The sequence below is a fragment of the Bacillus sp. GB_SG_008 genome (assembly GCF_052038115.1).
GTDB lineage: Bacteria > Bacillota > Bacilli > Bacillales > Bacillaceae_G > Bacillus_A > Bacillus_A rhizoplanae.
Map to the genome: position 1 here is coordinate 34164 of NZ_JBPZSK010000003.1, position 20844 is coordinate 55007.

14 protein-coding genes, 2 pseudogenes and 1 riboswitch are annotated in these 20844 nt (G+C 36.5%); of the genes and pseudogenes, 6 read left to right on the plus strand and 10 right to left on the minus strand.

The features are described 5' to 3' along the window. Positions 1–20: 20 nt before the first annotated feature. A pseudogene (locus tag ACTDJC_RS07920) lies at positions 21–1334 on the minus strand (GH25 family lysozyme); the annotation flags it as partial. 36 nt (positions 1335–1370) lie between these two features. Next, positions 1371–2825 (minus strand): annotated as a pseudogene (locus ACTDJC_RS07925) (GW domain-containing glycosaminoglycan-binding protein); the annotation flags it as partial. 1129 nt (positions 2826–3954) lie between these two features. Here ACTDJC_RS07925 and ACTDJC_RS07930 point away from each other — a divergent pair. The 5 genes from ACTDJC_RS07930 (at position 3955) to ACTDJC_RS07950 (ending at position 8613) form a co-directional block, all read left to right on the plus strand. Further along, the gene (locus ACTDJC_RS07930) at positions 3955–4533 is read left to right on the plus strand and encodes a metalloregulator ArsR/SmtB family transcription factor (protein WP_230576131.1); all 579 of its coding nucleotides are present in this window, start codon (positions 3955–3957) and stop codon (positions 4531–4533) included. An 86-nt stretch (positions 4534–4619) separates the two neighbouring features. Beyond that, complete coding sequence (locus ACTDJC_RS07935) at positions 4620–5105, plus strand: MFS transporter (RefSeq protein ID WP_440603086.1); 486 nt, start codon at positions 4620–4622, stop codon at positions 5103–5105. 77 nt (positions 5106–5182) lie between these two features. After that, the gene (locus tag ACTDJC_RS07940; protein ID WP_440603087.1) at positions 5183–5542 is read left to right on the plus strand and encodes an ArsR/SmtB family transcription factor; all 360 of its coding nucleotides are present in this window, start codon (positions 5183–5185) and stop codon (positions 5540–5542) included. After that, entirely contained in the window at positions 5532–7967 is a 2436-nt protein-coding gene (locus tag ACTDJC_RS07945) for a heavy metal translocating P-type ATPase (RefSeq protein ID WP_440603088.1), read from the plus strand. Before ACTDJC_RS07940 ends, ACTDJC_RS07945 begins: the two co-directional genes overlap by 11 nt. Before the next feature lie 61 nt (positions 7968–8028). Continuing rightward, positions 8029–8613, plus strand: a complete 585-nt coding sequence (locus tag ACTDJC_RS07950) for an SCO family protein (protein ID WP_253629224.1) — start codon at positions 8029–8031, stop codon at positions 8611–8613. Between the two features lie 210 nt (positions 8614–8823). Here the strand turns inward: ACTDJC_RS07950 and ACTDJC_RS07955 are convergent, their stop codons facing one another. The 8 genes from ACTDJC_RS07955 to ACTDJC_RS07990 all read right to left on the minus strand — a co-directional run bounded on the left by ACTDJC_RS07955 (position 8824) and on the right by ACTDJC_RS07990 (position 18883). Then, positions 8824–11040 (minus strand): transglycosylase domain-containing protein, encoded by a 2217-nt coding sequence (locus ACTDJC_RS07955; protein ID WP_440603089.1) that lies wholly within the window; start codon positions 11038–11040, stop codon positions 8824–8826. Positions 11041–11134: 94 nt separating this feature from the next. Beyond that, a complete protein-coding gene (locus tag ACTDJC_RS07960; protein ID WP_098310539.1) occupies positions 11135–11359 on the minus strand; it encodes a hypothetical protein in 225 nt (74 codons plus the stop codon). Between the two features lie 619 nt (positions 11360–11978). After that, complete coding sequence (locus tag ACTDJC_RS07965) at positions 11979–13373, minus strand: PepSY-associated TM helix domain-containing protein (RefSeq protein WP_440603090.1); 1395 nt, start codon at positions 13371–13373, stop codon at positions 11979–11981. A gap of 468 nt (positions 13374–13841) precedes the next feature. Then, positions 13842–14132: a GYD domain-containing protein gene (locus ACTDJC_RS07970; protein WP_098310535.1), complete on the minus strand. Its 291-nt coding sequence runs from the start codon at positions 14130–14132 to the stop codon at positions 13842–13844. A gap of 189 nt (positions 14133–14321) precedes the next feature. After that, a complete protein-coding gene (locus tag ACTDJC_RS07975) occupies positions 14322–15590 on the minus strand; it encodes an MFS transporter (RefSeq protein WP_440603091.1) in 1269 nt (422 codons plus the stop codon). 134 nt (positions 15591–15724) lie between these two features. Continuing rightward, entirely contained in the window at positions 15725–17353 is a 1629-nt protein-coding gene (locus ACTDJC_RS07980; RefSeq protein ID WP_440603092.1) for a YndJ family protein, read from the minus strand. Next, complete coding sequence (locus ACTDJC_RS07985) at positions 17341–17970, minus strand: DUF4166 domain-containing protein (protein WP_440603093.1); 630 nt, start codon at positions 17968–17970, stop codon at positions 17341–17343. The genes ACTDJC_RS07980 and ACTDJC_RS07985 overlap by 13 nt, the downstream gene beginning before the upstream one ends. A gap of 4 nt (positions 17971–17974) precedes the next feature. Next, on the minus strand, positions 17975–18883 hold the full coding sequence (locus tag ACTDJC_RS07990) for a DoxX-like family protein (protein ID WP_440603094.1): 909 nt from the start codon (positions 18881–18883) through the stop codon (positions 17975–17977). Positions 18884–19096: 213 nt separating this feature from the next. Continuing rightward, positions 19097–19284: riboswitch (Lysine riboswitch) on the plus strand. A gap of 234 nt (positions 19285–19518) precedes the next feature. On the opposite strand from ACTDJC_RS07990, the gene ACTDJC_RS07995 reads away from it, so the two are divergent. Continuing rightward, the gene (locus tag ACTDJC_RS07995) at positions 19519–20748 is read left to right on the plus strand and encodes an aspartate kinase (RefSeq protein WP_440603095.1); all 1230 of its coding nucleotides are present in this window, start codon (positions 19519–19521) and stop codon (positions 20746–20748) included. Positions 20749–20844: the final 96 nt, after the last annotated feature.

Genomic DNA, 20844 nt, shown 5'->3' on the forward strand with positions numbered 1-20844 from the left:
AGGTATGAAATCCGTTATTGCTTAAGTCCATCTAAAGAAGTTGTAACAGACATATCAACCGTTCCTACTCCATTTACATTCCCACTGTCTGTATATTGCCAAGAATTCCAGCCTTTCCAATCACTTAATGTAGTTGGAAGGGTAGAGCCATACTTTGCAACCCAAATAGGTACATCGCCGAGTCCAGTTATGTTAAAACCATTTACATACCAGCGGCCCGTATAGAGCATAACGCGTTTTCCTGTTGTCTGCTGTACGTAATTAATAAAGGTACGTGCCCAGTTTGACACATAAGATCCTGTTATCGTATTTGTCGGACTAGATGGTGATTCAAGATCAAGTACAGGCATTAAATCGGTATGATATTGATTCAATACATCAACAAAATGTTTCGCTTCCACTATCGGGTCATTTTGTTCTGGATGAGCGAAGTGATATGCTCCAACTAAAAGGCCTGCTGCAGATGCATTTTGTACGTATTGTGCATAGGTTGGATCTGTATATGAAGTACCTTCGGTTGCTTTCATATAAGAAGCACTAATGCCAGACTGCTTCACTTGATTCCAGTCTATATTTCCTTCCCAGTGTGAAACGTCAATAAATGTATAGGCAGGTTTCAGTGTTGTCGTTACTTTACTAAAGCCTGTCCCTTGCATATATTCCACTTCAATCCAGTGAACATCAGCTAATCCATTTGTTGCATTTTGGTTATCATGAATATCAATTCTTAACGCTTGTTCGTTGTAAGTATTATACCCCCATGTATCTGCAACTTTTTGCCCATCTACATATACACGAACTCCATCATCTGCTCCCGTGTATAAAAGATACTGACCAGCTTTCAAGTGCTTAGCTGTGACATAGCGTGCTGAGAAATGAGTTCCTGGTACACCTGTAACTGGGGAGCCTTCAAGACCATTATCATCTTGTAAGCCGCCATTTGCTGCTTGTGAAAGGGTCTTAGCGCCAACAGGATATCCAGAAAGTGTTTCATTCGGATAGTAATATGCAAGCCAGCTACCAAATGGTACTACATCTGAAAATACAGCTGCTTGTCCACCATCTTGATAATATTGCGTATGAATGCTATGGGAGCCTGCTGCTACATTTGGTAATATAGCGCGATTCGTTTCACCAGCAGCTAATGTCCAGCGATCGATGACTAGATTATTATCAACCGAAACCTTTATACCGTCATCTGCAAACGACTGAACAAAGTAATCTCCTCCAGACAATTGCTTATTTTGAACAAAATCAGCTTGAAACTGTTGAGAAGGAAAACCAGCAGGAGCTCCTGATCCCCAGTTATAATGAACTTCTCCATTTGGATCCAACTGAGTATATGCAGTTTGCGAAGATAATACATTCGCATTAACCCAACCTAAAATACGATCGCCTTGCTTAATTTTGTTCCAAGTAGTAGAACCTTTTGTAGCACTTTGTATCACTTGTACCATTTGATATTTATAATTATTTGTAAATTCTACGAATTTCGAGCCATATTCCCCATATGGTAAAGTCCATATGCCATCACCGTTCGTAGATGGTTTTATAACTGCTGTTCGATTCTCATCTTTTATATTCGTTAAATCCGTAAGTGCCTTCCCGGCATCGAGCCAGCCTAACAGCTTACCGTCTTTTGCTACTTGATCCCAAGTAACATTTCCTATTGTTGCAGTCTTCACAACTTGAAGCGTTTGATATGTATAATCATTGGTACTTTGTACATATTGTGCACCAGCAATGCCATACGGTACAGTCCATATGCCGTTACCATCCGTACTTCCAATTGTAACAGAAAAGTTTGCCGGCTTTGCTATCCCTGCATTGTCTAACGCATAACTGCTAATCCAGCCAATAACTTGACCATCTATACTAAACTTATACCATTGTACACCTTGGTATGTAGCGCTCTCCAGTAACTGCAGATCTCGAAAAGCATATCGATCGGTCGATCCTAAATAATTTGCACCTGGAAGGCCATATGGCATGCTCCATATACCATTGACATTTGTCGCACCCATCACAGCCGTTTGATTTATGGTTTGCAAATTCGTCAAACCACTTAACGCACGACTATCGAGCCAGCCAATGACTTGATTATTTACGCTAAATTGATACCATACAACATTTCCTATCGTTAATTTCTGAATCAGTTTTATTTCTTTTCCTACATAATTATTAGTGGAACCGATATAGCTCGCGCCATTTAGACCATATGGATTAGACCAAACTCCATTCCCTGTTGTAAGGACGACCAGCTGATTCTGATTGACGTTCGTTGCAGCATTTAGAACCTTACTATCAAGCCAACCTCCATCTTTCCCATTTATCTGTACATGATACCAAAGCACACTCCCAACCTGTGCACTACCAATAACATGAACCATCATACCACTATATTTGGTAACGTCTCCAAGGTAACTAGCCCCTTGCAACCCATATGGTACTGTCCATATACCATTACCTTTCATATTATCCTTAATCAAGCCATCGAAATTTACCGCTTGTTCATTTGTGACGGTACTAGCTGCCAAAGTAGAGCTTGTAGTGTCCGCATTTGCAACAGGTACTGTCTGAAAACCGCAAACCGTAATAGCGGTACATACAGATAGCCAAATCTTTTTCACTTCTGCACACCCTCTCCTTAAATTGTAGTAATCTTGTAGCTGGAAGAGGTCTATTTTTATGTAATCTTTTAATATACGTTCTAATAAATCAGATCCCCAACATTTATGTCCCTCTCTACTACCTTTACATATTACTATTTTTATAGAAATTTTAATATAGTATTTTTGACAAGTATTTCGAAATATTTTTAACATACAAACTCTTCAACAACCTTTATATAAAAGTGTTTATTCACGTTTTATACAAACAAACGATACATTCTAATACATGTCATTTCACTATTTTGGTATAATTTTCAAAGTAGGTTATTTTCCTATTTATATATCATGTACTCGTACTATCTTTAGCGAATATTACTGGGATTTGTCCCGCTATTTATGAGTCGTAAGTCCCCTACTTCAAGGTTTAAGAGAAATTGACCAAGGCTAATGCGAGGGTGTAAATGCCCGTAAAGCAAAAACCGAAGTGCGCTAATTCAAAGATATGGTGACGAACAAATAATCTATTCATAAAAACATAAAATAAGAGGCACATTTAAAGATGACAAAAAACATTATATCCGTTATACCTTCTGGCATGTCTCCATTAAGCTGACATTTCCAACTGGATGCTTTACTTCTTCTAGAAGCGAAGCAAGAAGGTAAATTACAAAGAATAAAAGATAAAACCATAAAACTTTTAGGAGATGACTACTAAATATCTCTTGAATCATTAATAAATCTGCTAATGGAGAAATTGATTGTATAGCACGTTTCAATATCTTTATATTCGATAATAAAATAAATTATAATGTTTTATACTTTAGCTTAAATAGATTCAGGATGAATATTATATATCAAGTATTACAACGACTCTCTTCTTCCCTTATATAAGATTCGGACCAACTAATCATTTTATGGGGGTAGTTTTTTAAAATTCATTCAATGAAATCGGAAAAACTTCGAAATATATGATTTTGCGAAGATATCTATACAATAAAAAACTTAATTTCTGCAGGAATTAGTGTCACTTTATCACCAGAGATTACAATTTACAAAAACCTTTAAAAGAATACCGTAAAAATACAAATGAGAACTCCCCCTCCAAAAAACAATTTTATAATTTCTTCTACAATACACTCCTTGTGTATCTCTTTTCTTCCCTCTTCTCACCGCCCAAGATCCAGTAAATCCTGTTACAGCAATATTTTTTCACTCACGTTTAGCATAGCGGAAAAATACACCTACCTACCGTTATAAAGACCTTCATCATTTAATTACTTGAATGACAAAAGTAATTCGATTACAATCTAATTAGATAAGAATTAAATTAGGAGGGTTCTGAGTGCAATTAAACAAAATTGTTGAGTTTCATAAAGCGTTAGGTGACCTTACACGGGTTCGTATTATTGCCTTGCTCCAACAAGGTCCTTTGAGCGGACAAGAGATTGCTGGGAAGTTAGGGCTTAAGCCACCAACAATTACACACCATATTACGAAGCTGCGAGATGTTGGACTTATAAAAGAACGCCGTGATAAAAATACGATCTATTTTTCTCTTAATACAAAAATATTAGAGATGAGTGCTAAGGCTATTTTTACTGTAGGAACAGGAGGTGATTCAAACATGGAAATGTCGGTTACTGAAAAGGAACGTTCAGCTATTATCAATAATTTCTTCACAAAAGATGGAAAGCTGAAAAACTATCCTGCACAACGGAAGAAAAAACTTGTCGTACTTTCGCATATGATCAAAGGGTTAGAATTTGGGAAAGTTTATCAAGAAAAAGAAATCAATGAATATTTAAAGCAGTTTCATGAGGATTATGCAACATTAAGACGTGAGCTTATTATGTGCCAATATATGTACCGAGAAAATAATCAATATGAGTTAAACCCCGTTGAGCTATGGTGGTTGAAGTAAAGGGTGTCACCCGACGCCCTTATTTTTTTCGCCCAACTAATTAGATGATAATAAAATTAGATAAGTATAAAATAAGGAGGATAGATATGAATATTTCATTTATAAATGAAGAAAAACAATATCGGAAGTTATTTCTAGCTGGAATTGTTAATGGTATTGGAGATCGCTTTAGTTCTGTAGCTGTGTTAGCGATGCTACTGCATTTAACAGGTTCAGGTTTGGCCGTGGGAATGACTTTAGCAATCCGGTTGATACCTTCTTTGTTTTTTGGGCCAATCGGGGGCATTTTGGCTGATCGATTTTCAAGAAAAACAATATTAGTTGGAACAGACCTTATAAGGATCTTGTTTACCTTGTCCTTCATATTCGTTCAGAGTAAAGAGGATATCTGGATTATTTATGTTAGTTCATTTATTTTAGCTGCTGGTGAAGCTATATATGGACCAGCAAGAAAATCAGCAATACCTCGACTCGTTATTGAACTACCCCCACCTACCGCTCCGCGCTTGAGGTGGGGGTCTTACTGCCCGTTAATGCGGGATATTTTTATCAGACTTTTTAAAATATTTTGACACATATATTAGCCAATGCTAATATGAATGAAGAATAAACATATTAGTAATGACTAATACGAGTGGAGTGAATACAATTGTGCAATACAAATGATTTAGATATAAAAGCCAAATTTATTCGTGGCTTTGCTGATAAAACAAGGCTTCAGATTCTTCAGTGTATGATGGATGGTGAAAAAACGGTATCTGAAATTGTAGAAATTATCAAAGGAAATCAGTCCAATATATCCCAACACCTGAACTGTTTAAAAGGATGTGGCATTATCCTTGGAAGACAAGAAGGAAAGTACATCTACTATTCTTTACGAAATGCACAAATCGAACAGTTACTCACAATGTTTAATGTTGTATTTCATGAAGTACAGAACGAGGTAGCATCATGTGATAAAAACGATGCTTGTTTATCTCAAAAGGGAGAGAATTGTCATGATAGATAAGAAAGAGAAACAGACCTGTCAAACTTCTTCATGCAGTGACTCTCCATCGATTCCTGCTAAAATAGAAGTAGTAAAGGAAACATCATCGTGTTGTTCTTCTAAAAAAGAGATTCCAATTGTTCCTAAAAAAACTTCATGCTGCAGTAGTAACACTGATACTACAAAAACAGAAAATGACTCTTCTGATTCTTGTTGTGAGTCTAAATCGAAAAACGTATCTTCATGCTGCTCTTCTACCTCCACCACACCAAAAGAAGAAGTAACATCAAAAACCTCTTCTTGTTGTAGTAATAGTTCATGTGAAGACAATTCACTTCGTGACACTCCGAAAGTAACAGGAGATGGTGTAGAAACGTACCTGGTCGGAGGCATGGATTGCGGCGCTTGTGCCTTAACAATCGAAAAACATCTACAAAACGTGGCAGGTGTGAAAGAAGTTCGCGTAAACTTCGCTACTGGAAAGATGCATATTCGTCATGACCGAAACGCAGAGGACATTATAAAAGAAGTGTCAAATGCAGGATTTGAAGCATCCTTAGCAGGAAAACGTAGAGGAGCAACACCATCTTCAAAATCTAAAGATACAACTTTGATTCTCTCAGGATTATTTTTAGCTTTTGGCTTTTTTAGTGGATTTACAAATACACCACCCCTGCTTATTACAATTTTCTACGCAGCCAGTATCCTAATTGGAGGATATAAACCTGCAAAAAGTGCTTTTTACGCCTTAAAAAGTAAATCACTGGATATGAATGTTCTCATGACATCTGCTGCATTTGGTGCTGCGCTAATTGGACAGTGGCTAGAAGGGGCAACGGTTGTTTGGTTATTTGCATTAGGGGCAACATTACAAAACAAATCTATTGAACATACGCGTGAATCAATTCGTGGACTTATTAATTTAGCACCTTCAGAAGCATGGGTAAAAGTTGGAACAGAACTTACAAAAAAATTTGTAGACGATATTACAATAGGTACAACAATTGTCGTAAAACCAGGTGAAAAAATCCCATTGGATGGCACAGTTATTGAAGGTACTTCTACCGTGAACCAATCACCCATTACAGGTGAGTCTATTCCAATCGATAAACAAACTGGCGATTCTGTCTATGCAGGAACAATTAACGAAGAAGGTTCCCTATCTATCATGGTAACCAAGCTCGTCGAGGATACCACTCTTTCACGGATTATACACCTTGTTGAGGAAGCACAAGAAAAGAAAGCACCGACCGAAGCGTTTGTTGATCGTTTTGCAAAAATCTATACACCAATTGTCTTTCTATTAGCACTTGTCGTAATGGTAATCCCTCCTCTCCTTGGGATGGGAGCATGGATGGAGTGGATTTATAAAGGATTAGAACTCCTCGTTATCGCGTGTCCTTGTGCTTTGGTCATCTCTACCCCTGTCGCAATTGTATCTGCTATTGGAAATGCTGCGAGAAACGGTGTACTCATCAAAGGCGGGACAGCTTTAGAAGTAGCAGGTTCGTTAAATGCCATCGCATTTGATAAAACAGGAACATTGACCGAAGGAAAACCAAAGGTAATGCACGCGAGAAGTCTAGATTGTTCTGAAAATGAGTTACTGTCTATTGCGACAACAATCGAAGAATACTCCAACCATCCAATCGCAAGAGCAATCACAACATATGCAAAAGAACAGCAAATTCCCGCTCAAGAAGGAACGGACTTCCGTACAATTATAGGAAAAGGTGCACAAGTAAACATCAAAGGGGAAACCTACTATGCTGGAAACGCTACCCTATTCTATGATTTAGGTGTCTCACTTCAAGTGTGGAAAGAACCAATTCAAGAAATGCAACAAATTGGTCAAACGGTGATACTTGTTGGAACAAACCGCTCTATTCTAGGGATGATTTCCGTAGCAGATTCCATTCGTTCGAACACTTATCAAACCATTAAGGAGTTAAAACAAGCAGGCATTCAAGAAACTGTTATGTTAACAGGAGACAATAAAGGAACAGCTAAGCATATTGCACAGAAAGCGGAAGTAGATCGTTATTTCGCTAATTTACTACCAGAAGATAAAGTTCATTCAGTGAAACAACTTCAATCCGAAGGTAAAACGGTAGCAATGATTGGAGATGGTATTAATGATGCCCCTGCCCTTGCCACAGCAAATCTTGGTATTGCTATGGGCGGTGCAGGAACCGATACTGCAATGGAAACAGCAGATATTGTATTGATGGCAGACAATCTTGAAAAACTTCCTTATACAATGAAGTTAAGCCGTAAAGCATTGCACATTATTAAACAAAACATCTGGTTCTCATTAATTATTAAATTTATCGCTCTTGCCTTTATCTTTCCAGGCTGGCTCACACTTTGGATTGCTGTACTTAGTGATACAGGTGCTGCACTCCTTGTCATTTTAAATAGTATGCGTTTACTACGAAACAAGTAATCTGTTAAGAGGCTATCATATAGCCTCTTTATACATAATGAAGAAATGAAAGGGGATACATATGAAAAAAGTTCGTAACATCACATTACTGATGATTGTCAGCATAATCGTATTTTTAAGTGCATGTGGAGACAAACAATTAGAAAACTCATTGAATTGGAAAGTAGAGAAGTTTTCGTATACCGATCAAAACGGAAAACCTTTTGGTCTTTCGGACTTAAAAGGAAAAGTATGGATAGCAGACTTTATTTTCACAAGTTGTGAAACGGTTTGCCCACCTATGACAGCCAATATGACAAAACTTAAAAACATGTTGAAAGAAGAAGGAATCAAAGATGTAGAATTTGTTTCATTCAGTGTAGACCCTACTGTGGACAAGCCAGAAAAAATGAAAGAGTTTATGGAACGCTATGATACCGATATGTCTAATTGGCACTTTCTAACAAACTATACACAAGAAGAAATCACTACGTTTGCCAAGAATAGCTTTCAAGCATTTGTAGATAAACCAGCAAGTACAACACAAGTCATTCACGGAACAAAACTCTATCTTGTAGATAAAAACGGAACTGTTGTAAAGAGCTACTCAGCTCTTACCGATACACCGTACGAAGAGATTATTCAAGATATTAAAACGATTCGTTAATCGATAATGAAAAATAACTGAAGGAACGGAATATTATATATAGCATATCAAAAAAGGAATCATAACATTGATTCCTTTTTTGATAGTTCTATTGACATTGATGTGTACGATATACTATAAAGTTATATCCCCATTTGATGTAGTATTTATTATTACAAGTTTAGAAATCTATACACTTCATGACTAAGCTATCCTTTTTCTGTATTTGCCTTAGTCATGCTTATGTTTATCTTTTTTATCTTTATCTTTATCTTTACCTTTGCCTTTTTTCTCTTTATCTCCACCATGACCTGAGTTTTCATTATCATTTCCTTCATTATCACCCTGTTCCGGATTTTGAGCTTCCGGTGAAACAACTGCGGATGGCGCCACGGATGGTGCCGCTACTGGTGGCACCGCTGCTGGTGGAACAGCGTCAGGACTAATCCCATTAATGTACAGCTCATTATTCTTTTGATATACGCTGCTCGGCTGCTGAAATCTGGATGTGTCTGTTCCTAATGCTTGAATCATTGCTTTAAAAATAAGGTGTGAGATTTTTGTTGTATCTCCAAGCATATAATTCCCTGGGCCATTCTTCGCATAGCCAGTCCAAACAGCCATCGTGTATTGTGGTGTATAACCGGCAAACCAACTATCATTTGTTGCTTTAGATGGATAGCCGAACTGACTGAGTGTCTTGTCGTCAAAGTTTGTTGTTCCCGTTTTTCCTGCAATATCAAGACCCGGTACATTAGCTGCTGTACCTGTTCCGTTAGAGGCATTCACTACACCACGAAGCATATCGGTAATCATATAAGCCGTATAGTCATGCATAACGCGTTTGCCTTTCGGCTTAAAACTTATTTCTTTACCGTCTGAGAAAACAACTTTTGTAACGAAATGCGGTTTTGTATACACACCATCGTTTGCAAATGCACCATATGCTCCTGCCATTTCAAGAGGAGACACAAGGTTACTTCCAATTGCGTACGACTCATAAACCTGATTACCAGAAAACGTAATTCCAAGTGATTGTGCAAACTCTTTTGCTTTATTCAAACCAACTTTCTGTAATGTCTTCAAAGCTGGAATATTCCGTGACTCTACTAAAGCGTTCCGCATAGACATAGGACCTTTATAATCCGTATAAGCGTTTCGAATGGGTTTTCCATTTGAGTAATGATACTGTTCGTCCACAAGTTGGTGGTACGTTGACCATTTTAAATTTTCAATCGCCGGACCATAATCAAAGATTGGTTTAAACGTCGAACCTGGTTGACGGTTTATATCAATAGCGAAATTATTTCCTCGAAATGTTGCTTTATATTCATTGCGGCCACTTCCAATGGCACGCACTTCACCCGTTTTCGAATCCATAAACGTAAAAGCTGCCTGGAAACGGTCGTTCGGATAACTCACAATATCTTGCGTATTCATGATTTTATCGGCATACTGCTGTGCTTTCGGGTCGAGTGTCGTATAAATTTGAAGACCATCCGTACCGATATTGACGTCTTTTAACTTGTCTTCAACTTCTTTTGTTGCAGCATCCAAAAACGCTTCATACGGCATACCTTCTTGATTGGTTTTCGGAACAATACCTTTCGTTACCGGAACCTTCATTGCATCCTGCATTTGTTGCTCTGTGATATATCCTTGTCTATGCATAGATTTTAAGACAAGGTTACGGCGCTTTGTCGCTGCTTCTTCGTTTTCCGGTTTAGACGGATCGTAGTTATTCGGACTTTGCGGTAGTCCTGCCAACATAGCAGCCTGCGGAAGGGTCAATTTTTTCAAATCATTCGCTTCAATACCGTAGTAATTTTTGGCTGCGGCAGCAACGCCGTAAGAGCGGTTTCCAAGATTAATTTTGTTCAAGTACATTGTTAAAATATCATGCTTGGAATATTTTTGCTCCAACTTATACGCCAAGTACCATTCCTGTACTTTTCGTTTTAACGTTTTTTCAGGAGACAAAAATGAGTTTTTAATAACTTGCTGTGTAATGGTACTTCCGCCCTGAGATCCGAAGTCCCCAGTCAAGTTTTCGAAAATTGCTTTACTCGTTCGTTTTATGTCTATACCATGGTGTTCATAAAAATGAGAATCTTCTGTAGCAATGAATGCCTGTTCCAACACTTTTGGAACTTGATCATACGTGATTTTTGTTCGTTTTTCCTTTCCATATTCATAGATAAATTTTCCGTCTTTATCATAAAACTTCGTCGATAGTGGGTCCACCAATTTTGAAGCCTCTATTTCGGGAGCATCCTTAATCATATAAAAGAAAATAACGACTCCTGCTCCTACTAAACTGATGCCAATCAGCAAGCAAACAAGTAAGATCTTTTTCAAAAATGATCCTTTTGGGGAGGACTTTCCACTTCCTTGTTGTTCTTTCTTTATTTGTTTTCGTTCCTCACGAGAACGATACGTTTCTGACATTATTCTTCTCTCCTACGCTTCGTTTATTTATGAAAGTTGCAGACCATATTAAGTAAGCCCTTTTGTTAGCTTACTATCTACTAAATTATGAGTATTATATTTGGCCTAACACTTTCTCATCTATAACGCGTACATAACGTACTAAATAAGAATTTATTATATAAGCTCCTTCGTCACTTTTCGCAACAAAAAACTTGTCGTGTTCTATCTTTTCTAAAACTTCTTGTATAACCTCTTCCTTTTTAACATCTAATCCTTTTATTATTTTTTCTCTTTTAATATCATTATCCAAAGTATAGCAAACAGTAAATTCCTTCAAGTTGAATCTCCCTTTCTAATACGGTTTCCAGTATTTTTAGTAGAAATGAATTTCTATTTATACAGACCCGTATATGCGTAAAATTTATATACTACATACGCCGTAGTTGTCGCTCAATTTTGTTTTTCATAGACTTCACACATAAAATAAGCTTCCACCTATAATTATTTCGTAAGGAACATTATTTTTAAGGGGGTCAAAAAAGTTTTTTCAAAAAAACTTTTATAAAGTGAAACTTCCATCAGTGGATTTTTTTCCTCCTACACTGATGGTTAGTTGAACCAATCGGGCTTTTACGGGCAGTTATCCCCCACCTATTTTCTTTGCTTCCCTCTGAATTTTGAGGTGGGGGTCTTACTGTCCATTAATGCGGGATAAATAAAAAACCCGACTTGCAAATGCAAGTGGGCTTTCTTATTTTCCCTTAAAATGATTCACTATTTTCTGTACTCTACTTGTTGATATGACAAGGCGGCGTAGATATAGCTTTTGTTTCTTGTGTTTTATTATGATCTATATATAGGTATACACCAAGTATTAATAAAGCACTCATTACTGTGTATAAAAAGATTTTCTTTTTCATATCCTTCCCCTTACCTTATCAATAATCTAACCTATATTAACCAAACCATTTTTTCAAAGCTGGCACTCTCTTTATTACTAGCCAATCAAGCGCCAAAGCCGCAAGCAACGAAATGCCCACTAGCGGGAATAAAATCCCCAGTATGATAATAAGAACTACTACACCTTTCATTAATTTGAAATTCTTCGGCAAAGAAGGCGCACCTAATGTACCAGACGGCTTGCGTTTCCACCACATCATGCAACCTGTTACAGCAATTCCGATTAATACAAGACAGATTACAAGATCCAACAACTGATTTGCTAGGCCAAAATAATGCCCTTCATGCAGCGCAATCCCGATAGAAATCGCTTTAGCCAATATTCCATAATCCGCAAAACGTAAATCTGCCAATATTTTGCCGCTGTACTGATCGATGTGCAAAGTTGCTTCCCCTTCCGGTTTATCAGGCTTAACGGAAACTGTATACACACCTTTTTCTCCCTTAGGGAATGTGATTGAATATCCATCCTCTAAATGATTTTTTTCTGCTATTTTCATAATGTCTGCCACTGTAAGAGAGGCTGCTTTATTTCCCTTAGACTCCGGAACTGGTAATTTTTCTGCTGCCCAAGGTACATCCGCCACCGCTTTAGACGGAACAGTCGACTGCGGCAAATTACCGTCCCATAGTCCTGTTGGGTATCCCGTTTCTGTAGTCGTTGCGATTTTATTAATATAATCTCCCCATAACCCGGACCAAGGAAGTCCCGTCATTATGAATATAGAAATGAACAGTGAGAACCAGAAAGCCGGAACGGAGTGTAAGTCACGTAACATCGTCCGTTTTCCTTTAGTGAATCTTGGAATCAATGTACCAAAGATTGATTTTTTATTGCGCGGCCACCATAAATATAAACCGGTAATCAACAAAATCATTGCCCAACAGGCAGCCATTTCTACAATACGATCTCCTGTCGTTCCAATCATAAGCTCGCCATGCATCCGCTCCACTTCGCTCATGAATTTCTCTTCGTTCTTTAAATCCCCTAAAATTCTTCCATTGTGTGGATTTACAAATACCGTCATTGCACCTTCCTTATTTGTAATTCCTACTTCTGCTGAACGATCTGATACAAAGGATGGCTTGTACTTTATAACGGAAGCATCGGGATACGCTTTTTTGACTGCTTCTATTTGTTCTTCAGCAGTCAATTTTTCTTTTGCAGCCTGTACATAGTAATAATCTTTGTATATAATGTTTTCAATTTGCGGTTTAAATAAATAGATAATACCCGTTATTGTCAATAAGATTACAAAAGGCGCAAAGATAATACCAGCATAAAAATGCCAGCGCCATACAGCTCGATATAAAGATTGCGCTTTTGAAACTTCCGACTGAGCTGCATACTTTTCTGCAGAATGATTTATCGTTTGTCGTTTTGCAAACATGTTCTGTTTTCCCCCTAAATGATACTTGCTCTTCCCTTTTCGTATAAACATGTAAGATTATAATTCCGATTTTTAATATATCGAACATATGTGAAGGTTTTGTGAGAATTTTTCAAACTTATTTGTAATTTTTCGTGAAACTTTGAATAGAGCGGGTTACAGGTACTCACCTTCTACCTATCTGCTTTGTTTTCTCTCAATCTTGAGATAAGGCGCTTACTCCTAGTTAATTCTGGATAAATTTACATACTGTTCAAAGCAAAAAATAAGACACCTCTCACTATGCAGAGAGGCGCCTCTATAATAAATCCATACATGTTACTTACTTAGTTAATCTTTTAAAATTTCTTCATAAGGAATATTGGCTTCACTCAGCATAAAGAACTCGTAATCCTAACAATACAAGAAGCCAATATAGAAAATGTAAACCAACTTAGTCGTTCTTGAAAAAACATCATATCTAACAAGTTAGATTTCTGTTACTAGTTGCTGAAATTCGCCCATATCCAATAGTGGAAAAATCTTCGTTTCCACCATCCCTGGTAATTTGCCCGCTAAATCAATTTTCTTTACTGCTAATATGTCAGGTGCTTCAAAAGTGATAACCATATCGTATTCACCTACAATGGCATAAGCAGTTAAAATACGTCCACCGAATCGTTCATAGTTCTTATGTAAATTAGAAAAACGTTCACTAATATTTTTTATATTTACATTTCCTTCACGATTAAACTTTGCTAGAAGTATATATTTTTGCATAAGAACCTCCTCTTATTTAATAGGAATAAAAACAGCTAAGACTATATTCATTACTCAACAAAAATATTAAATTATCATTCTCCTCAGGTGAATTCCTTCTACTTTACATACTTCCCATTAAAGGTACTACATGATGATGCACTTCTTCTTTGTTAATCATTTTAATTAGAAAGGGCATATAAACAAACATCAATCAAACTGACGAATACTCGGAACAGATAAAGCAGACAGGACCACTACAATAGCCGCAATCGCTAAAATGATGATAGTCAAAATACCACCAATTATATTGGCCAACCATCCAACTATCAAATACCCTAACGGTAATAGCGCAAAGGACCCAAGCATATCGAGACTAACAACTCTACCAAACGCTTCTTCCGGCACAAGTTCTTGCAAACTCGTTTCCCAAATTAAACCGAAAATCATAATGCCAAACCCTTCAATAGCCATTAATCCAATTAATGCTGGTGTCCATGAGACAAAAGGCATTATTAAGAGCGCCAATCCACTAATTAAAACACCACCATACGCCAATAAACCACGTTTATGCCACTTCTGTTTCCCTCCAAAAACAAGAGCAGCAACAACAGCACCCCCGCCAGAAAATGCCATTCCGAGGCCGTAAACAAAAGGTTCAAAGTGATGATGAATATTAAATAACCAAGGAATTAAGATGACTACAATACCCGCGTGACAAATATTAATAAACGAAAATGCTAAAATTGTAATCCATAACCATGGATGGCTTTTTAATACTACAATTCCTTCAATGAAATCTTTTTTTAGGTTCACTTTATTATCTGCCCTGTCTTGCACTTTTTTTGCTGTCAAATCCCTCAAAAATAGTAAACATATAAAAGAAAGCAAATAAGTCAATGCATCTAATCCAAAACCGATACCTGCTGATGCGATGGAGACAATGAGACCCCCAAGTGCCGGACCAATTAAACGTACACCTTGGCTGCTCATCTGCGTTAAGGCGTTTGCTGCATTCCGAATTTCCGGCACAAACACTCTTGCTCGAACTGCTGAATAGGCTGGTTGAAATAATCCTTCCATAAGACCATACATTGCTACTAATACATATAAAATATGGATCGTTAAAGTATCAGTAAACATGAGAATTGCTAGCATTATCATTAATATCCCTCGAACAATATCAGTAAATAACATCAATTTAACACGATTAATACGATCTACAATTAATCCTGAAAATGGTAAAATAAGTACGTTTGGAAACATATACATCGTCATTGTCATCCCCATAACGACTGTCGAGCCTGTTAATGTATATACAACCACCGGAAGAATAACCATTGTAATAGAACTTCCAAGAACTGAAAAGAGCTGCCCGATCCATAAAAAAGTAAAATGACGTGATTTTGTAATAGGTAATAATAAATTACTTATATAATTTGAATTTTTTTGTTCTTGTATCTCTATCTCTCCTTGCATATGTCCCCTCCTTGCCTAAAATAAAACAATACCGCATTCCATTATAACATTTAAATGTGATCATTTTCTAAAGATTCAAATTTTATTAATTTTTGTATTTTATATCGTATTATCTAGCAATAAAAAAACGATTGCTATTTTCGAGCAATCGTTTTTTCTATTTCATAATCAATCTCAAGAAACTTCACACCAAACATCCACATTTGATGATGTGCTGTTAACGTGATTTTATCCTTCTCTCTTATCACAAACGTTTCAGCTAACGGTAAGCGAATCGTAAAAAAGCGGCTATGTAAATAAATCCCCTCATCCCCTTTTGTACTGTTCCGTAACCGACTCGTAATGATAAGATTTTTCTTATCATTACGCAGTTTTAACATTCCAGTCATATTCGCATATGGTAATGGCAGCGCAATATTCATGTATGTTTCTCCAGTATGTTCATGCTGAGAGTAGAGCGCGACAAAGATTGTTTCTTTCTGTTCGTTTTTCCGAATCCATGCTCTGACATCATTTCTACCGTCTTTTTCATCTTTTATAGAGACAATCTCTCCATGCATAACCTCTAACCGATTTCCCATTCCTAAATGAATTTGCTGCACACGTCGACTTATTTTTTCATAAAGAAAGGCAAATGTTTGAAACCAACGTGACCAATAAATAGTTGCTTTTAATTCATAGTTTTTCGTGTTCTCATAAAAATCAATAATGAGCGGTGATACACTTTTTGGATTAAACTGTTTACTATGAAAATCTATCATTTTATTTATAAGACCTGTATATTCGTTCTTCTCTATTAGCTTATTTTCCAATAAAACATTCTCTCCAATTTTCATCTTTCCTTTAATACGACTCATTGTTTTTCCATAATGAATGTATTTCGGATCATTCTTTTCGATCATCCACCCCATACAAGCAGGTAATGCCACGCCAATTCCGTTTACAACCCCATGAATCCAAACCATTTGTACAATCGAAATAGTCATCATTCCTCTGAAATTCCCGTATGAGTATAAAAGAGAGAAAAGAATAGTCACCATAAGTGTACTAGACGAAATGATAAGAAGAACTTTCGCACTTATAGATGTAAATTTTGTTTTCCATACAAAAATGCCGTAAACATAGAGCGAAATAAGATAGAGTAGCACCGCAAAAAACTCGAATATTCTCGAATAGGTAATGCCAATGGCAACTGTCATCGGAGAGATGATGATAATAAACATAACAATCGTATATAATTTACTTTTCTTTTGTTGCTTTCTCCCTAGCAAACCCGCAGATAAAGGAAGTAGAAAAGCAGAGTAATGAAAATGAGCTGCTGTGAGTAAGACGATATCTGAACTAAACTGCATAATTGGTATGTTTGCTACAGAAACAAAGAACCAAAAGCCGCCTAAAAATAAATACATAAATCCACTATCAATCGCTGTTTCTTCTAGCGGTTTCCATCCTCTTTCTAATAATCTACATACACCAAATAATGCTACAATACCCGTATATATGAACCAAATTATCGCAAATAGAAAATGGTTTGTTACAAAAGCAAGCATCGCACTTATCGCTGCAATTGGATAAATAAATACTGCAAGTTTGTAACAGAATAATTCATCTCCATCTCTTTTTCTCTTATCTACAATAGAAAACGCCATCGGGATAAATAGAAGAATTGACAATAATATAATCGATTCAACAGGATGTAACTTTGGCCACTCTAAAATGAGAAAAATGACATAACAGAGGAGACCGATTATTATATTTCGCATATATTTACATCCCTTTCTCTAAACGTCCCCTTATAAGAGAAAAGCGGCCCTAATATCGGATTTTGCACTTGTACATAAATCCGATAACAATCTAATTCATCATCATAACTTTCTATAATCTTTGCCTCTCCATATAAAAACCTTGGCAATGGAATTTTCATTCCACATAAGTAGAACCATTGTTTTTTTGATGAAATATAAATCGCTCCTTTTGCATCAACATGAAACGCAAGCGTCGATACGAGCAAATGTGGTTCACCGAAATAATCGACAATTTCATCTTGTTTATCATTCAAATACATAACAGCATTAAAATAACGCTTTTTTTCACCAAATAGAAACATCCGATTCCATCTTACAAATACCTCTCCTCTACTATCTTTCTCTGCAGTATTCTGAATGATAAACGGTACTTCTTCCCCTCTTTCTGAAAAGAACATCCGGAATCTTGCTGCTACTTTTAAAAACATTCTTACAGCAACTGAGCCTTCTGTAATTTCATCCATCCTTCCTTCTCCTACAAAACTATATTTTTCTGTAATTGCATAACGTTTCTGTAATTTTGGATGTAACTGATGATAGGATTCTCCTAATAATGTTTCGTAAATGGAAGACAAATTCTCACCCCTTTCTGCTTCTTTTACAATGTTTTGCTTGCGGTAAATTATTACTATTTACATAACCGATTATTGAGAATCCAATTAGCATGATGTTTAAAGTAATTGGATTAAAAGGTTGTATAAAACTATCAATATTTGTGAATCCTGCTGCAGCTGTCAATGCCAATAGTATAATAATATGAATGAAAAACAATTTCTTCTTTTGGAAAGGTATCAACCATGCGATTCCAAACACGATTTCCAAAAAGCCAATCATTTTAATAATCCATGCAACATTATCAGTTGCACCAATAAGACTAGAAAGCATTCGTACCTCTTCCGGGTGAGTATATAAAACTTTCGGAATAAGTCCTTGATAAATCCACACAAAAGAAAGTAAAAAGCAAACAAAATAGTACGTAACAGCTCTTTTCAATAATAAACGTGGATGAAATCCTTTTTCTAACCACAGTTTTAAAGCATCAAAACTCCATGCAGTTGCCCATCCTAATAACGGACGAAATATGTATGAATCTATAAATCCCCCTATATTTCCAAACCTTGTTTCATAATCATACTGCGTTTCAAAGCGAATCTTGTTCCCATTCGGTGTATACTTCCAATAGCCTCTTCCTACCGTAATCAACGAAAGCTTACTGTCTGTCCAAAAGTTCAGTGAAGAGATTCGTCCCCCATCTTCTTTTTGTAGTTCTCCTATTGATTCTCCTTCTCCAGCAATTTCAAGTCCAAAACCAATTTTTGTTTTATATAAAAAACGCTGCGGTTCGCCTTCCTTTCTCTCTAAATACGATATTTCTGTAAACCGCGCATCCCATTCTGTATGTATCTTTGGATCTTGTGTATATTTCCAAAGTTCATTCATTGTTGTTTCTATTTCAGTTTGCACATAAATAGGTTTTTGTTTTTTCATCCACACTGCTCCATCCGTATAATATAATTAATATATTTTCAAAATATTGTTATAACTTCTTCTTTTAAACATATTTTATATCATTTTCATTTCATATTATAATAGATTTAATTTTCTGAATTTTTATAACCCACTTGATTTCTCTCACCATTTTGATTACTATGGAACAAATGTTACCAACAACTTCATACAACCAATCACTCTCGCCGAACGACGTGAGATAGAGGTTGCAACTTTTATGAGTATTCTAAAGGAGACACAGAGATTGTCCATGAGCTTAGAAGAAAGGAAAAGTTGCCGAAATTTATATGTTTCTCTGAGCATATGAATTGGGGCTGTTTTCGAATAGAAACAGAACTGTCATATATACAGCGGTGTATATATGAAGAGCTATCTACAAAAAAGAGAGATCATGTTTCTTTATGATCGTCTTCTTTTTTGGCGGTTTTTTTATTAGCTCCGTTTTCTGTTTCCTTTTTCCTGTAACAGCACCATCCTCACCTATTTGAGATGGTGTTTTTTTATTTGCTTTCGGTAACTTACAGGAATGAAAGGGATCTATATTTCCCATCTTATGTTTAACAACATTCTTCCTAATTTATTAACCAATATTAAATTGAAAGTGGGCTCTCATGATGGAAATTATTGTTCAAAAATTTGGAGGTACATCCGTTGGAAGTATCGAACGTATTCAACATGTTGCGGATTTAGTCATTGAAGAATATGAAAGAGGACATGGAATTGTAGCGGTCGTTTCCGCGATGGGACATAATACAGATGAATTAGTATCTTTAGCTGCTGGCATCACAGATCAACCTAGTAAACGAGAAATGGACATGCTACTTACAACAGGTGAACAAATTTCAATTTCTTTATTAACAATGGCTCTGCAAGCGAAAGGTTATGCTGCAATTTCACTAACAGGCTGGCAAGCAGGTATTACAACCGAATCTGTACACGGCAGCGCAAGAATTACCGACATTGATACAGATCGTATTCAATCTCATTTACAAAAAGGATCAATTGTCGTTGTAGCTGGTTTCCAAGGATTAAGTGCAGAACAAGAAATTACGACGCTCGGCCGCGGCGGGTCTGATACAACTGCAGTCGCATTAGCTGCAGCATTACAAGCAAAAAAATGTGATATTTATACGGATGTAACAGGTGTTTACACAACTGATCCACGCGTTGTAAAAGACGCTTACAAATTAGATGAAATTTCCTATGATGAAATGCTAGAACTCGCAAACCTAGGTGCTGGTGTGCTTCATCCAAGAGCAGTAGAATTCGCGAAAAATCATAACGTTATATTAGAAGTTCGCTCAAGTATGGAACGAGAAAACGGAACAATCGTAAGGGGAGAATGTAACATGGAACAACAATCAATCGTAAAAGGCATTGCATTTGAAGACAATATTACACGCGTAACAATTAAAGGTTTACAACCAGATGGTCTTTCCACAATCTTCTCTACATTAGCAAGCGCTCATATTAATGTAGATATTATTATTCAAAGTATTACAAATGAAGGAACTGTACATTTATCCTTCTCTATTCATTCAAATGACTTAAAGGAAACACTAGCGGTATTAGAAGAAAATCACGAAACTATGCACTATGAATCTGTAGAATATGAAAACCATTTAGCGAAAGTATCAATTGTTGGATCGGGCATGGTATCTAATCCAGGTGTAGCTGCTAAAATGTTCTCAACGTTACAAGAAGAAAATATTCATATTAAAATGGTAAGTACATCTGAAATTAAAGTATCTGTTGTTATTGGTCGCCTTAACTTAGTAAAAAGTGTGGAAGCACTTCATGAATCATTTATGGCAAAAATTGAGCCTCTCGTATCAGTAAATTAAATGAAGCAAGGGATGGAGAGGTTATCAAGACCTACATCAAAAATATCCCTAAAATAAAGGAGAACACATATTAGTCATGTGTTCTCCTTTTTTCTT